Source organism: Maridesulfovibrio sp. (assembly GCF_963677005.1).
Taxonomy (GTDB): domain Bacteria; phylum Desulfobacterota; class Desulfovibrionia; order Desulfovibrionales; family Desulfovibrionaceae; genus Maridesulfovibrio.
On the sequence record NZ_OY781616.1, the window covers coordinates 4,182,749 to 4,198,416 of the forward strand.

Genomic DNA, 15,668 nt, shown 5'->3' on the forward strand with positions numbered 1-15,668 from the left:
AAAGAGCTAGAAAACATCCGGCCCCTCGCTGTTTGCGAAGGGCCGGATTCTTGATCGCCAGACAGGCGGAATTAAGGAACCACGGATTAATTTCCCATTTGATGCGCTTCGCGCTTTTGGTTATTTGATTTCGCCGCCGGCGGCCAAAGGCCCAGTAGCCCTTAGGCGAGAAGTCCGCTTCGAGTCTTAGGGATATGGAGAGCAGAGATGAATAATCCCCTTTGGAATCCCTAAATATTTAAAATTAATTCATTAAAGTCAATTTTTTAAACCGAAGGTTTTGTAGACTAAAGCAATATCCATATCGCAATATGGCTTTAATCAGCCTTTCCTTAAATCCGTCTCCTGTTGCTATGCTGCCGTTCGGATTAATTGCTGCTCGGCTCCGTGTATGCTTCAACGTCCCGGCATGGTTTTCTGACCATGTAGATGGCCAGAGCTCCGGCCAGACAGCATATTCCGCAGACTGAAAAGGCCATGGGGAAATTGCCGAGATCGCCGAGTCTGCCGCCGAGCATCGGACCGGCGAGACCTCCGGCCCCGTAGGCCAGAAAGACGTACGGATAGTTCCTGCCCACGCTCCTGGTGCCGAAAACATCTGCGGTAATAGTCGGGAACAGTGCGAAGTTACCCGCCGAAATTGAACCCGATTATACTGGCGCCGACATAGAGCAGAAACTGGTTTCCGGCCATGAAGGAGAAGGCGAGCAGTGTTGCGCCCTGTATGGCGCTCATGAGCAGTATGGAATTTCTGCGGCCCATTTTATCGCTCGCCGATCCCCAGATTATTCTGCCCATGCCGTTTGAAAGACTGAAGAACACTGCCATGGCCGTTCCCGCAATGGCGCTGGATTCTGCTGCCGTATACCCGGAAGCCTGCAGGGCCTCCATGGGATAGAGTTTCATCAGCCCGATGGACATGAGTCCGGCAGCGGAACTGATGGTGAATGTAATAAAGATCAGATAGAACTGCGGTGTTTTCAACATTTCCCTGATGGAAAATTCCCTGCCGTCATTACTGTCTGCGCCGGAGCCTGCTGTGCTTGAACTGAAGCCTTCAGGTATCCAGCCTTCCGGGGGAAAGCGCATCCAGATGCTGCCTATGGAAATCATCAGGAAAAAGGCCAGCCCGTATACGGAGAATGTTGTCGAGAGCCCGAGCGTGCCGATCAGGTTGCCCCAGGCACCGGCAAGCTTGACCCAGGCCATGGCCCCGAATCCGAAACCTGCCACTGCAAGCCCGGTGATGAAACCTTTCCTGTCCGGAAACCAGCGCATGCCCACGGCGATGGGAACAACATAGCCGAGTCCTATTCCTGCACCGCCGATAAGTCCTATGAATACACACATTGCCGGAAAAGATGTTTTGCCGATCATTCCGGCCAGGGCGTAGCCGCCGCCCAGAACCAGTGCGCTCAGCATGGAGAGTCTGCGCGGACTCCATGCGCTAAGTTTTTTACCGGACCAGACCATGGTCAGCGCAAACGAGACAAGCGCGATGGAAAATACCGTCTGGGTCTGTAATCTGGTCCAACCGGCCTGGATGAGCGGCGGAGTGAAAACGGACCATGCGTAAATCGCGCCGAGTGCCAACTGTATGAGAACTGCCCCGAGGACAGCCAGCCATCTGTTCATTACTTTTTTTTCATCCATCTTTCACCCCACTTGTTGTGATTGCCGCGTATATGATTTGCCCTTTTGCGTACAACCGTTTCATTTCGCTGCCCTAACCGATACTTTACCCTTTTCTGCAATCCGGCCCTGACGTACGGACAGGGCGTTTCCTTATGTTGGTATTTACAATAGAGGTGTGAGCACTGCATCTTATTTTCGGTGAACGGGCGCAAAAAAGGCCGGATCGATAATCGACCCGGCCTTGTACCGTTTGCCTTGTGTGTTCAGCCGTTCACCAGCAAGTTACCTGATGCTCTGATCAAAACCATAAACGATTAGGGATTCCAAAGGGGATTATCCATCTCTGCTCTCCATATCCCTAAGACTCGAAGAATACTTCTCGCCTAAGGGTTACTGGGCCTTTGGCCGCCGGTGGCGAAATCAAACAATCAAAAGCGCGAAGCGCATCAAATTGGAAATTAATCAATTCTAATCTATGACAATTTCCTCGAACGACTGCCGCCAGCTCTTGGGGTAAACTGTGATGCCCGGTTTCAGGTATCCGATGGCAATGAGCATCGGAATCCAGTAGTTGTCCGGAATCTCGAATTCCTTGCAGACCGCGTCGTGGTCGAATCCGTCCATCGGGTGCGATTCCAGACCGTTGGCTGTCGCCGCGTACATCAGGGACATGGCGAACAGGCCGGTGTTTTTGTTGGCAAAGGCCTGAACGGCGTCTTCACTTCTTCCGTACAGGGCATTGGTAACACCGGAAAACCATTCCTGCTGGTCTTCCTGCATTTTTCCCACCTTGACGAAATCAGCGAAAACCTTCTGTGCTGTCGGGCTGTCGATTTTCCAGCCGTCCCTGTCTGCCAGTACCATGAGTATCACCGGGGCTTCGGTTATTTTGGGCTGGTCAAAGGCCAGTGCGCGCAGGGCTTTCTTGCGTTCGGGATCACGGAGTATTTTCAGCTTCCAGGGCTGAAGGTTGTAGCTGGACGGGGCGTTGCCTGCCTGCTCGACAATTTTTCTGAGCAGGGCGTCTTCAACATCCCGATCGGGATCAAAGAAATTGACCGCACGTCTTTTTTCCAGAATATCAGTGAAGTCCATAGGAATTCCTCCATGTCATTTGTTTTTGATGAAAGTTCCGTTTTCGTACTCGAAAAATGCTTTATCCAATTCCTCCGCGGTGTTCATGACTATGGGACCGCGCCAGTAAATCGGTTCATTGTGCGGTTTTCCGGTCAGCAGCAGAAATGTCAACGGGGAACTGTCCGCAGCCACCGCCAGTTCGTCTCCGTCATCAAAGAGCACCAGAGAGCGGTTTTCCACCGGGCTGCCGTTCACCGAGCCCTGACCGCCGGTTATGTATACAAAAGCAGTGTAGCCTTTTTTAACGGAGTGGACGAATTCAAGGCCGGGCGGAACAGTTATGTCCAGATACTGCGGGTCAATGCCTATGCCTCTGGCCGGTCCTTTTTGACCGTCGATTTCTCCGGCGATTATCTTGATTGAAACTCCATCTCTGCTACGGATCACCGGGATTTCATCAGCATGAATTTCTCTGTATTTCGGGTCGACCATCTTGTCGGCTGCGGAGAGATTGGCCCAGAGCTGGAAACCGTACATTGACCCGTTCCGGTCGCCTTTGGGCATTTCCTGATGAATTATTCCGCTTCCGGCAGTCATCCATTGAACACTCCCGGCCCGGGTCATATCCTTGTTTCCAAGGCTGTCGGCATGTTCAACATCCCCTTTCAATATGTAGGTGATGGTCTCGATTCCACGGTGGGGATGCCAGGGAAAACCTTTGCGGTAGTCTTCCGGATTGTCCGACCGGAAGTCGTCAAGCATGAGAAATGGGTCGAATAGCGATGCCTCGAAATATCCGAAGGCGCGGTGAAGTTTTACTCCGCCTCCTTCCGTTACCGGCTCTCCGTAGAAAATGTGATTTATCGCGCGTCGCATTGGATTCTCCCGAACAGTGCCTGTTCATGATAGATGGATATTTCCTATGGTAAACGTATAAATTATATTTTCAAGGGAGAAAGTGCAAAATAATTGCGGAGAACATTCTTTAAAAGGACGGCGGAAAAAAGAAAGACCGGAATGCCCGCCTGCTTCCTGATGCCACCTTCCTTGAAAAAGAGAAGCGCTGCGTGCATTCCGGTCTTATCCGGCATTATTGCGGCTGTCGGAATGCCGCCCGGTTCCATGGGGACCGGGCGGCTCCGGAACAACCTGTTATTATCTAGGGATTCATGATCTCCTGATAACCTTCGATGAGGTCGGTCACTACTGAAGGATCAGCCAGTGTCGAGGTGTCACCGAGGTTCGAAGTATCTCCCTCAACAATCTTGCGCAGGATGCGGCGCATGATTTTACCGCTGCGTGTTTTGGGCAGGGCCGGGGCGAACTGGATCACTTCCGGAGCGGCCAGAGGGCCGATCTCCTTGCGGACATGGGTACGCAGTTCCTTGATGAGGTCGTCGTCTTCATCATATTCGGCCTTGAGCGTTACATAGGCATAGATGGACTGGCCCTTGACCTCGTGCGGCATGCCTACAACGGCGGCTTCGGATACAGCAGGGTGCGAGACAAGTGCCGATTCTATTTCAGCTGTTCCCAGTCGGTGACCGGAAACGTTGATGACGTCATCCACGCGGCCCATGATCCAGAAGTAACCGTCCTCGTCCCTTCTGGCTCCGTCACCGGATTCATATGTTCCGGGAAAGCCTTCAAAATACTGTTGCTTGAAGCGTTCGGCATTTCCCCAGACTCCGCGCAGCATTCCGGGCCACGGTTTCCTGATGACCAGAAATCCGCCTTCATTGGGACCTACCTCATCTCCGTGCCGGTCCACAATCGCAGCATCGATGCCCGGCAGCGGCAGGGTGGCCGAGCCCGGCTTGAGCGGTGTGGCGTAGGGCAGCGGAGAAAGAACGTGCCCACCTGTTTCGGTCTGCCACCATGTGTCCACGATGGGCAGTTTTTCGGCGCCGATGTTCTGGTGATACCACATCCACGCTTCCGGGTTTATCGGTTCGCCGACTGTTCCCAGAATGCGCAGACTGGAAAGATCGTGTTTCTTGGTCCACTGCTCGCCTTCACGCATCAGCGCGCGGATGGCGGTGGGGGCGGTATAAAAGACATTTACTCTGAATTTTTCGCATACCTGCCAGAATCTTGCCGGGTCCGGGTAGGTGGGCACTGATTCGAACATAACACTTGTGGCTCCCAGTGCGAGCGGACCGTAAACAATGTATGAATGTCCGGTTACCCAGCCGATATCGGCCGTGCACCAATGGACGTCATCGTCCTTGAGATCGAAAACCCACTGGCAGGTGTGCGCTGCATAGGTCAGGTATCCTCCGGTGGTGTGGAATACTCCCTTGGGCTTGCCCGTACTGCCGGATGTGTAAAGGATGAAGAGGGGATCTTCCGCATCCATCAGTTCATAGGGGCAACTGTCGCTGATGTCCGGGTCGGACATGAGGTCCGACCAGAGCTGGTCGCGGCCTTCAACCATTTCCACCTTGTTTCCGGCGCGGGGAACAACGATGCACTGTTCAATGGAAGGACACTCCTTGAGCGCTTCATCACTGTTGGGCTTGAGCGGGATGGTTCTGCCGCCGCGCAGCACGCCGTCACCGGTGATATGAATCTTGGCTTCGCAGTCGTTGATGCGGTCGCGCAGGCTGTTGGAACTGAACCCGGCGAAAATTATCGAGTGCGGAGCGCCTATGCGGGTGCAGGCCAGCATGGCGATGGCCAGTTCCGGGATCATGGGCAGGTAGATGGATACGCGATCGCCCTTTTTGACGCCCATTTTTTTGAGTACGTTGGCAAAGCGACATACTTCCCTGTGCAGCATATCGTATGTGTAAACCTTGACTTCATGGTCTTCCTCGCCCTGCCAGATGAGAGCGGCCTTGTTACGGCGGCCGTTTTCAAGATGGCGGTCAAGGCAGTTGGCGGAAACGTTCAGTTTTGCGCCGTCAAACCATTTGATTTCCGGTTTGTCGAAATCGTATTCGAGAACAGAGTCCCATTTTTTGTCCCAGGTGAGGAGTTCCTCTGCGCGCTCGGCCCAGAAACCGTCCATGTCGTTGATGGAGCGGTCATAAATGGCTTTATATTCTTCAAGGCTTTTTACGCATGCGGTCTTCACGTCGGTAGGAGGATTAAAGAGTCTGCTTTCCGTGGACAGGCTTTCGATTTTTTGTTCTTCAGTCATTTGGATGGCCTCCTGAAAGGTTTTAAGATGCCTAGTTGTGCAGAAAAGGGGGCCGGTGGATTTTATGCTGCTCACGGCATTTTTCCGACCGGGTGAAAAGTTTATAGCTTTTTTTGCAGGACAGTGCACACGCTTTTCGATAAACGGCGGGAGAAAATCATGAATGGAAAGGCAATGCCGTTTGGCGGAACCTATCGTCCGTTCATCCTCCCGACATGCCGCTTGCTGGTGTTGCCTGAACCTGCATACTTGCGCTATTGGCTGATATGCAGTGAAAATGATATGTATTCTGTGATCTGTTTTTTCCTATGGCGGCGAAATAAAGACGTACCATGCGTATCAAGTTCATCCTCACAATACCATGCCGGAAGGCATTATATATAAGGATATCCTGTCTATGAAAGCCCTTGTCATCAACCTGACCCGTTTCGGAGACCTGCTTCAGACCCAGCCGGTCATATCAGCACTTGCGGCTGAAGGTTATGAGACCGCAATGGTCTGTCTGAAGAATTTTGCATCCACAACCGGGCTGATGCGCGACATAAACGAGGTTTTCCCTCTGCCCGGTGCAGCGTTGCTCGCCGCTTTAGATCGCGACTGGCATGAAGCCCTCAGGATATACGATTCGTATTGTTCCGAGATAGCTGAACGGTTTGCGCCTGATCTGGTCATTAACCTCACTCCTTCAATCCCGGCCAGGCTGGTCGCCCTGCGGTTGGGGAAGGGGTGTTCCGTGCGCGGTTTTGCGGTTGATTCATTCGGGTTTAATGCCGATACATCAAGGTGGGCTCAATTTCTGCAGATGGCCTCAGCCAACCGCGGTGCCAGCCCGTTCAACATCGTAGATCTGTTCAGCAGGGTGGCCGGAATAGAACGTCCGGTTCCTTTCCGACTTGCCGATTCTTCCCCAACCGACCGGATTGCGGCGGTAAATCTTCTGGAAACGGATGCTCCCGGAGTGGAGGGCTTTATCGGGTTTCAGCCGGGCGCAAGTGAAGATCGCAGGCGCTGGCCGGTGGAGCGTTTCAGAGAGCTTGGCTCACGGGTCTGGAAGGAGATGCGCAGGGTGCCGGTTCTGCTGGGAACTGCGTCCGAGAGGGAGCTTGGTGACCGGATAATGGACGGGGCGGATTTTCCGGCCGTTAATCTTATGGGCAGGACTTCTCTTCCCGAGCTTTCCGCTGTTTTGCGCAGGCTGGACCTGCTGGTTACCAATGATACAGGAACAATGCATCTTGCCGCCGGGGCCGGAACTCCTGTTGTCGCGGTTTTTCTGGCTACGGCGCAGCCGTGGGATACCGGCCCTGCTGCGGAAGGGTGTCTTTGTCTGGAGCCGGATATCGAGTGCCATCCCTGCCCGTTCGGCGTTAAGTGCACGCGGGAGAACGAATGCAGGCACAGAATCGGCGCGGATAGTATATTCCATGCTGTGACGGCTTTTATCCGGGAAGGGAAATGGCCAGAGATGGAAAATATGGGCGTGCGGGCATATCTGAGCGGGCGTGATGATGCCGGGTTCATGCTTCTGAGTTCATTGTCCGGGCATGAAAAAACAGACCCTTACAGATGGATATTTCTGCAGCGGGAGATTTACCGTCGTTTTCTTGACGATGAAGATCTTTCCGGTGCCAGCATTGGTGATTACCGGTTTTCTTCGGAATTTATTTCCAGGCTTTCCGTTCCTCTTTCCGAATGCCGCGATCTGCTTTTCCTGCTGAGCAGGCAGGTTATGCTGCTGCAGTCTGATCCTATGAAGAATATAAAGGTTAAATTCCTCGCTAACTTCCAGAGAATCCATGATATTTTGTCGTCCTGCCCGGAACTTTCGGTGCTTGCCGCTCTCTGGGAGCTGGAATCGCGGGGCCAGGAATCGCTTGATGGTCTTGTCACGCAGCTCAAATCCTATTCGGCCATAGTGGGGGCCTTGTCAGCCTCTTTTGAATGATTCTGGCATGACTCTTGTATTGATATGTGCGTACCGGATTGACCGGAAATTTTTACGTACCTAATTCAGGAGGAGAGTCAAAATGATCGTTATAGATGGAACCAAGACTGATATAGACATCAGCAGTTTTGAAAATCTCGAACAAATTTTTGAAAAAGTCATGGAAAGCGGCTGCCTTGACGATCGCATCGTGACCGATGTTCTGGTCAACGAAGAGCCTTTCAGCGAAATCTACCCCAACCAGTCCGAAGACATTGATGCTTCCGAAGTGGACAGCCTTGAAATCAAGAGCGCGTCTGCTGTTGAAATGGCCGAGGCTATTTCCATGGAACTCTACAAGGTTATCAACATCATGGCGAGCGGCGGCAAGCAGGTTGCCGAACTGTTCAGACAGGCCGATGATGCCGAGGCCCTTGAACTTTATCAGGACCTTCTTGATGTTACCCGCGATTTTCTCGGCATGGTGGGAAGCCTGCGTGAACATTTTTCCCTGAAGGAAGATTCCGGTTTTGAAAAGGTCATAGAAGATTTTTCCAGCCTTTTCACCGAAATGACCGAAGTCCTTGAAAACGAGGACTGGATTCTGCTGGCTGATCTGCTTGAGTATGAATTCCTGCCTTCCGTTGATAAGTGGAAGGGTGTTATCTCCTCTATCCGCGAGGATATTCAGGAGGCTCGTGAGGGGTAATGTTTATGGCTGATACCTTGAAGCTTTTGGACCAGGCTCTTGAGATAGGAAATGAAGAGCTCAGGCATCTTATGGCCGGGGAGGTTGACGAAGCCTTCGAAGCGGCAGAGAGAAGAGGTTTTCTGACCAGTCAGGCCCTTGAAATCAAGGAAAGAGTAAGTCTGGACCAGCTTCTGGGTAAGCTGAAACAGCTTAAAATCCTGCAGGGTAATCTTACTGTTGAAGCAAAAAAGCTCCAGGAGTCCCTCAAGCAGGACATCAACAGGGCCAAAAAGGAAAATAAGCGGTTCAAGGGGTACGGCAAGGCCGTTCGCGGCACTCCCCTGATTCAGAATCGCTATATCCACAAGGTCGGTTGACAGCGCAAAAACGCTAGGGACTTTCCTTTGGCGCTGGAACGGTACAAGAAGGCACGCCTGAAATAAGATCAGGCGTGCCTTTTCATTTTGTTTTTATTCGGGGTATGGGTGACCGCTCCGTCCAGTTACCTCCAGAAGTCCTCGTCTTCTGCCATGAATTCGACAGTACCGTTGCTGCTCTCTGTAACGGCGGCGCAGAATTCCTCCATGCGGTCGGAAGGCATGATCAGGCCGAACAGGATTTCCGCACCAAAGGTCTGTTCTTCGATTTCAGCGGAAAAATCAGGCAGCATCCGCCGCAGCATTCCTTCCTGCGCGTAGCCTATCTCCACGCTTACACGGCGCATGGGGACCTTCATCACCACGCTCAATGATTCAAGTCCCTGCTGTACTGCACCGGAGTATGCCCGGACCAGCCCGCCTGTGCCAAGCTTGATGCCCCCGAAGTATCTGGTCACCACAGCAACAATATCGCCGAGTCCGCTTCCCTGCAGAACCTGCAGCATGGGCTTGCCTGCCGTTCCCTGCGGTTCGCCGTCATCACTCATGCCCATATCAGCGTTTTGCGGATTCCCGGCAATAAATGCCCAGCAGTGGTGTCTGGCATCCGGAAATTCTTTTTTTATCTGTGCAATGAATTCTCTGGCTTCGTCCCTGCCTGTACAAACGGACAGATCACAGATGAATCTGCTCTTCTTGATTGTTTCCTCTGTTCTCAAGCTCCCGGACGGAACGGGATAGGCTTTTTCAGACATTATCTTCCCGGTTTTGTTTTGCTAATTTTTTATTCCAAAAGTTTTTATACCATCGGAGTCAAGTTTTAAAGTTTTTTGCTTGACTTCTAAATAGGAATTGTTACTATTTAATCAAGGTGAGAGGAAACGGAGCCAATTTTGATAAATAAGGAGAGAAAAATGGGAAGCCTTAGAGACTACAAGAATTGGGATATTGATTGGGAAATGACCCCCGAAGATGCCGTAACCCTGTACCTGGAATGGGGAAACCATCCGTGGGATTCAAAGTTTTCACCGGTAACATCCAAGAATGACTATACAAACTATTTTACCGTGTACCTGTGGGACGACAAGCCGAGGGTTATTTTCGTCCGCAGGAATTCGGAAGAGGCCAGAGAACTTCTAAGCATTGATCTTCCCCGTGAACTTGCCGAAAGATTCAAGGCTTCTGTAGGCGGGCACAAGGGAACCTACCCGATTAATGAAGAAGTAAGGGCCTGGATTGAAACTCAAATGAACAATTAGCTCCCATCTCCTTATCATCTACCGCTGGGGAAGGCAGGCGTGCACGCCTGCCTTCCCCTTTGATATTTTATAGCAGTTACTCCTTTCTGGACATTTTTCCGCCGGATAATGTAATATTTGTGCTTCGTACCATGTGCCACCTTCCTCGCACTGCCGGATCTTAACTTATGCCGGAGGAATAAATGACAAGCGCCAAGATCTATCGGGATATATTTGACGGGCTCCCCGCAATGGTTTGCGAGTTTTCAGCTGAAGGAATCATAACGTATGCCAACAGGGCTTATCGTGACTGTTTCAATCTGGACGCCGAAGAAATATCCGGACGGCGGTTTCTTGATCCGGGTACCGGTGAACGGCTTGTGCGCGGGGTCAATTTTCCTGATCTGGTCGTTGATGCCCCGGCAAGTACGGATTTGTATGAGGTGGTGAAAGACGGCGGAGTCTACTGGCAGGAGTGGACTGTCAGGGCATATTTTGATTCCTCCGGCGGATTATCGCTGGTGCGGGCTGTGGGAATTGATACTACCGAACGAAAGCGTGCGGAATTCTTGCTGCAGTCCAGGTTGGCGTTGCGCGAGTTTGCAGATTTTCACTCCATTGAGGATATCGTGGTCCGGGCGCTTGAGGAGGCGGAACATCTTACCGCGAGCCCGGAGTCGTTCCTGAAGCTGACTGAACCTCCGGATCTGAATATAGTTCTTGAGGGATGGTCCGCAAAAGATTTTTCACTTGTCCGGAGCACAGAGGCAGGAAAAAATACCGAATGTCCGTTTGAAAAAATATGGACCCGGTGTCTGGAAAAAAATGGTCCGGTCATGTCCGGAAGCGGTAAATCCGATAACCCGGATCATACCCGGTACCCGTTTTCTGTTGATCGTGACTGCAGTTTCATCGCCACTCCCGTGTTTTATCTGGGAAGGATATGTGCCGTGCTGGGGGTGGCGGGGAGAGTCGGGCGATACGGGCGTTCCGATCTTGAAATTCTGGAACAGCTGGCAACTACAGTGGTTGATGCCATCGGGCGCAAGCTTATGGAAGCATCCATGCTCCGCAGCAAGGAGAAGGCTGAATCAGCCAGCAGAGCCAAATCGGAATTTTTGGCCAACATGAGTCATGAGATAAGGACGCCGGTAAACGGTATTGTCGGAATGCTCCAACTGCTGGAGGCGAGCGAACTGAACAGCAGTCAGAAGGAATACGCCGGGTATGCCCTGCAGGCGAGCACCCGGCTGAACCGGTTGCTCTCGGACATTCTGGATTTGACCTGTGTGGAGGCCGGGAAGCTTGAATTGAAAAATCAGCCGTTTGATCTGGAGGATTCCCTGAATGCAGTGCGGCAGATGTTCATCATTCAGGCCGGTCAGAAGGGACTGGCACTGGATTTCAGGATCAATCCCGATCTGCCGGACAGATTTGACGGCGATGCTACCCGGTTGCAGCAGATTCTCGGCAATCTGGTCGGTAACGCTATCAAGTTCACCGAAACCGGCATCGTTGTTGTGGAAGTAGATGGGATCCAGACCGGAGAGAGCGGGATAATGGATGTTTCGTTTTCGGTCCATGACAGCGGGTGCGGAATTCCGGAGGATCGGGTTGAAAGTCTTTTTGAGCCGTTTACCCAGTTGGAGGACAGTTATGTCCGTAATTTTCAGGGAGCCGGGCTCGGGCTTTCAATCTGCAGGAGGCTGGTGGAACTTTATGGCGGAACCATCACTGTGGAGAGCACCGAGGGCAGCGGGGCCACATTCCGTTTTGTCTTGCCGCTTAAGATTGCCGGAGATACCGGGGTTGAGCATTCCGCTGAAACTGAAGCTCTGCAAACAGGACTGAGGGTTCTGTATGTGGATGACGACAAGATAACTCAACTTGCCACTTCGATAACTCTTAAGAAAATGGGCTGCCGTGTACAGCTTGCCGATAACGGTGCGATGGCGTTGCAGGCCTTGGTGGATGCGGAGTTCGATGTGGTGCTGATGGATATCCAGATGCCTGTGATGGACGGAGTCTCGGCAATAAAAGCAGTACGAAGCGGCGAGGCCGGAGAGCACTGCCGCTCGGTTCCGATAATAGCCATGACGGCATACGCCATGACCGGGGATGATCATAAATTCATGGAATCAGGCGCAAACGGTTATCTGGCCAAGCCTGTTTTAAAGGAAGATCTGGAAGACGCCATGCAAAGGGTCCGGGAATATCATATTGATCCGGGTGACCTGATCCGTGGTTGCGCACAATGAACATTAGTCTGCTTTGTCCGCTAACTCTGTTCCTACCGATAAATCGTGTTTTGTTACTTGCCTTCCGTACGAAAATGAGTAGGGTTTGATTCCTTCAACGTTGTAATCCTGTTCTTTACGGCAGTGCTGACATCCTTTCAGTATACTGCCGCTTCCATATATTCAAAATTCGCCGATGATTCCCTTCATTGTGGTGGAACTGCGTGTTCCGCTTCATGCTGCGGATTTCGGTGTTACCATATCCTGTAAGGAGGCCATGATGCCTGTTAAATTTGCGGACCGCATGTCCACAGTACACCGGTCTTTTATCCGTGAAATCCTCAAAGTTACAGAGGATCCTTCCATTATTTCCTTTGCCGGCGGCTTGCCTAATCCGGAACTTTTTCCTGTTGCCGATCTTGAGGCCGCAGCCGTGAAAGTCATGGAAGAGACAGGTCCCCAGTCCATGCAGTATTCAACCACTGAAGGTTTCCAGCCCCTGCGTCAGTATATTGCCGATCGCTACAGGGAGAAAAAAGGAATCGAGGTTGATGCGGATGAGATTCTGATTACCGCCGGGTCACAGCAGTGTCTGGACCTGCTCGGCAAGATTTTTCTGAATGCCGGGGATAACGTGATAATTGAACGTCCCGGTTATCTCGGTGCTATCCAGTCCTTTTCCATCTTTCAGGCCGGGTTCAAGACAGTCGGTCTTGAAGATGACGGCCCCGACCTTGATGAACTTGAGAAAGTTCTCGACAGCAGCGATGCCAAAATGTTCTATGCGGTCACCAATTTCCAGAACCCGTCCGGCCTTACTTACAGCAGTGAAAAGCGCCAGGGTGTGGCCGACCTCATGCGCGGGCGTGATGTGGTTTTCGTTGAGGATGATCCATACGGTGAACTGCGTTTTATGGGTGACTTCCACAAACCCGTGGTTCGCGGCTATCTGGAAGATAACGGCGTGCTGCTCGGTTCGTTTTCCAAAGTGGCGGCTCCGGGATTCCGTCTCGGATGGATGGTCTGTTCCGGCGAAATGCGTGACAAGGCAATTATTGCCAAACAGGCATCCGACCTGCACACAAGCACCTTTGCCCAGCGCGTAATGCATCGTTATGTAAGTGATTATCCAATAGACAGCCATGTCGAGAAAATCAGGGCGTGTTACGGCAAGCAGCGTGAGACCATGGTCCGGGCAATTGAGGAATACTTCCCCGCAGAAGTAAAGGTCACCCGTCCCGAGGGCGGTATGTTTCTCTGGGTTACCCTGCCGGAAGGAATGTCGTCCATGGATCTTTTTGACGAAGCGATCAAGAACAGGGTCGCCTTTGTTCCCGGACGCCCCTTTTACGTTGACGGCAGCGGTGAAAACACCTTCCGCCTCAACTTTTCCAATTCGGACGAGGCGCACATTGAGGAAGGCATCAAACGTCTGGGCACAGGCATAAAGAACTTTCTCGCCAAGTAGCCGTTGCCGAACACTGCTTCCGGTTCTGCCAACTGCTTAACCAGTTCCCGCAAGTCGGACGGCTTAGGTAATTTCATATTCAGATCAAAAAACAGGCCGCAATAACGTCAGTTATTGCGGCCTGATCTTTTTACGGCACGTCAACAGCCCTGCGCAATGTTTTGCGAACAATGTTTGCTGCTGCCGGACTGACTTTCCTTTTAACCGACGGTTTTTTCAAGCAGCCATGCGATGTTTTCGCCAAGTGTCTTCATGGTGGACAATGCTTCGGCATCGTTGTCGATATCGCCGGGTTCGCGCCCGAACCCGACATTCCAGTATGATGAACCGGGAACCACCATGCCGTTTATGAAAAAGAAGTGGTTGATTGAATTGAACACATGTATCGAACCTGCCCGGCGTGCAACAGCAACGCCTGCCCCTATTTTACGGGAAAGGAGGTTCCCGCCTGCACGGGTGACCATCCCGGACCTGTCGATGAGGGATTTCATGTTGGAGGTCACATCCGCAAAATAAGTCGGCGAACCGAGTATGATGGCATCGGCTTCGACCATTTTGGCAATGTACTCGTTCATGTCGTCCTTTACTGCACACTTGCCATCCTTGCGCTCAAAACACTTGTAACAGGCGATACAGCCGGAAAGAGGTTTCGGTCCGATTTCGATCAGTTCGGTCTCAATTCCTGCCGCTTCAAGCGGGGCCAGTACTGCCTTGAGCATTATTGAAGTGTTCCCGCCTTTTCTGGCGCTGGCATTGAATGCTACTGCTTTCATTTCTGTCTCCGGGTTTGTTCTGTTTTCAGATTTCCGCCCAGTCGATATGCTGCTCGGTTTCATCACGGATTGTGCCGTGCATGGTGAACTGCACGCCGACTCTGTAAGATGTTCCGTCAAGTTCTTCTATGGAACGTATTTTTCCTGCGTACCAGTATGGTTTGAAGATTTTCTGTCTGAAATTAAACATGAATATGTTGATAAGAACATCATCGTTTATGCTGAATTTTTTGTGTATCAACGCTTCATGGGCGCTGACCCCGATTCCCCCGTTTGAAATATTAATGACATGGTTGTTCTCATGTCCTGTTGCGCGGGGATCGTAGGAATTTACTGCGAGGTCCGGTGCAGCATCCGCGAAGGTTGTTTCGTCCCCTTCAGGAGTTCCGCGCCAGATTTTTACCCGGATAAACTGCTGGTCTATGACTCTTTTTCTTTTGTGACGGCGACGTTTCACCAGTGCGAATTCGGAAGGGGGGGACATGGTCATTCTTCCGCAGCCGTCGCTCCCGCATTCAAGGTTCTGTATCTGCGCCTTGAAGGAGTTTATCCTTACCGCTCCGAATTGCTCAGGGGCGAAAAGAAGGCTCAGTTCAGCCGGTGCGGACATTTTTGATATCCCGGTATCATCTATTATTTCGAGACGTATTCCTTCTTCGTTGGCTCTGGTTACCACGGCCCGGCCTATGACGTTTTCGTTGTTTCCGTAAACGGCCAGATCCATGATGGTGCCGCTTTTTTTGAAAAAGGAATTCAGATCCTGCGGTTTTTTCTGCCTGATTGTGTCTTTCGGAGTTGCCGGGCGCAGTACAAGGTAAACCAGAGCTGCAGCCAGCAGTGCGATGCATCCGGCTGCGCCGAGAATCAGCGGCATGGCGTCCGGCGGCATGGAGTTAAGGAATTTCAGAGCCGGATCGATTACAGTTGTATTCAGGGTGTCCATGATCCGGCTGAAGTCTAAATTGTCCATTGTCAATTTTCCTGTAACTGGTATGATGTCTTACTGGAAAAATCTGCCAGCATCCTGTTATGTATGTTTGCGGTTGGTCAATGTCAATCTTGCCTTTGCTCTGCGTAACAGAAGTGCATTTGATTTATCCGGC

14 protein-coding genes are annotated in these 15,668 nt (G+C 51.7%); 6 read left to right on the top strand and 8 right to left on the bottom strand.

Annotated elements, in window-relative coordinates:
* Positions 1 to 368: 368 nt before the first annotated feature.
* The 5 genes from ACKU4E_RS18465 to acs form a co-directional block, all read right to left on the bottom strand.
* Positions 369 to 641 carry an MFS transporter gene (locus ACKU4E_RS18465; RefSeq protein ID WP_324292991.1) on the bottom strand — a complete coding sequence of 91 codons (273 nt, stop codon included), beginning with the start codon at positions 639 to 641 and terminating at the stop codon, positions 369 to 371.
* Positions 628 to 1,653, bottom strand: a complete 1,026-nt coding sequence (locus ACKU4E_RS18470; RefSeq protein ID WP_320172536.1) for an MFS transporter — start codon at positions 1,651 to 1,653, stop codon at positions 628 to 630. The genes ACKU4E_RS18465 and ACKU4E_RS18470 overlap by 14 nt, the downstream gene beginning before the upstream one ends.
* 450 nt (positions 1,654 to 2,103) lie before the next feature.
* The gene (locus ACKU4E_RS18475; RefSeq protein WP_320172537.1) at positions 2,104 to 2,730 is read right to left on the bottom strand and encodes a nitroreductase family protein; all 627 of its coding nucleotides are present in this window, start codon (positions 2,728 to 2,730) and stop codon (positions 2,104 to 2,106) included.
* Between the two features lie 15 nt (positions 2,731 to 2,745).
* Complete coding sequence (locus tag ACKU4E_RS18480; RefSeq protein WP_320172538.1) at positions 2,746 to 3,588, bottom strand: pirin family protein; 843 nt, start codon at positions 3,586 to 3,588, stop codon at positions 2,746 to 2,748.
* Between the two features lie 283 nt (positions 3,589 to 3,871).
* Positions 3,872 to 5,857, bottom strand: a complete 1,986-nt coding sequence (gene acs / locus ACKU4E_RS18485) for an acetate--CoA ligase (protein ID WP_320172539.1) — start codon at positions 5,855 to 5,857, stop codon at positions 3,872 to 3,874.
* 397 nt (positions 5,858 to 6,254) lie between these two features.
* Between acs and ACKU4E_RS18490 the strand changes: the two genes are divergently transcribed.
* From ACKU4E_RS18490 to ACKU4E_RS18500, 3 genes are all read left to right on the top strand, one after another.
* A complete protein-coding gene (locus tag ACKU4E_RS18490) occupies positions 6,255 to 7,802 on the top strand; it encodes a glycosyltransferase family 9 protein (RefSeq protein ID WP_320172540.1) in 1,548 nt (515 codons plus the stop codon).
* A gap of 82 nt (positions 7,803 to 7,884) precedes the next feature.
* On the top strand, positions 7,885 to 8,490 hold the full coding sequence (locus ACKU4E_RS18495; RefSeq protein WP_320172541.1) for a hypothetical protein: 606 nt from the start codon (positions 7,885 to 7,887) through the stop codon (positions 8,488 to 8,490).
* A 5-nt stretch (positions 8,491 to 8,495) separates the two neighbouring features.
* On the top strand, positions 8,496 to 8,849 hold the full coding sequence (locus tag ACKU4E_RS18500) for a hypothetical protein (protein ID WP_320172542.1): 354 nt from the start codon (positions 8,496 to 8,498) through the stop codon (positions 8,847 to 8,849).
* A gap of 125 nt (positions 8,850 to 8,974) precedes the next feature.
* Here ACKU4E_RS18500 and ACKU4E_RS18505 read toward each other — a convergent pair whose 3' ends face one another.
* Entirely contained in the window at positions 8,975 to 9,604 is a 630-nt protein-coding gene (locus tag ACKU4E_RS18505) for a YigZ family protein (protein WP_320172543.1), read from the bottom strand.
* Positions 9,605 to 9,763: 159 nt separating this feature from the next.
* Between ACKU4E_RS18505 and ACKU4E_RS18510 the strand changes: the two genes are divergently transcribed.
* The 3 genes from ACKU4E_RS18510 to ACKU4E_RS18520 all read left to right on the top strand — a co-directional run bounded on the left by ACKU4E_RS18510 (position 9,764) and on the right by ACKU4E_RS18520 (position 13,792).
* The gene (locus tag ACKU4E_RS18510) at positions 9,764 to 10,108 is read left to right on the top strand and encodes a DVU0772 family protein (RefSeq protein WP_320172544.1); all 345 of its coding nucleotides are present in this window, start codon (positions 9,764 to 9,766) and stop codon (positions 10,106 to 10,108) included.
* Positions 10,109 to 10,290: 182 nt separating this feature from the next.
* Complete coding sequence (locus ACKU4E_RS18515) at positions 10,291 to 12,345, top strand: ATP-binding protein (RefSeq protein ID WP_320172545.1); 2,055 nt, start codon at positions 10,291 to 10,293, stop codon at positions 12,343 to 12,345.
* Positions 12,346 to 12,604: 259 nt separating this feature from the next.
* Positions 12,605 to 13,792: a PLP-dependent aminotransferase family protein gene (locus tag ACKU4E_RS18520; RefSeq protein ID WP_320172546.1), complete on the top strand. Its 1,188-nt coding sequence runs from the start codon at positions 12,605 to 12,607 to the stop codon at positions 13,790 to 13,792.
* A 200-nt stretch (positions 13,793 to 13,992) separates the two neighbouring features.
* On the opposite strand, the gene ACKU4E_RS18525 is transcribed toward ACKU4E_RS18520, so the two are convergent.
* Complete coding sequence (locus tag ACKU4E_RS18525) at positions 13,993 to 14,565, bottom strand: flavodoxin family protein (RefSeq protein ID WP_320172547.1); 573 nt, start codon at positions 14,563 to 14,565, stop codon at positions 13,993 to 13,995.
* Positions 14,566 to 14,590: 25 nt separating this feature from the next.
* Positions 14,591 to 15,535 carry a PilZ domain-containing protein gene (locus ACKU4E_RS18530; protein WP_320172548.1) on the bottom strand — a complete coding sequence of 315 codons (945 nt, stop codon included), beginning with the start codon at positions 15,533 to 15,535 and terminating at the stop codon, positions 14,591 to 14,593.
* Positions 15,536 to 15,668 lie beyond the last annotated feature (133 nt).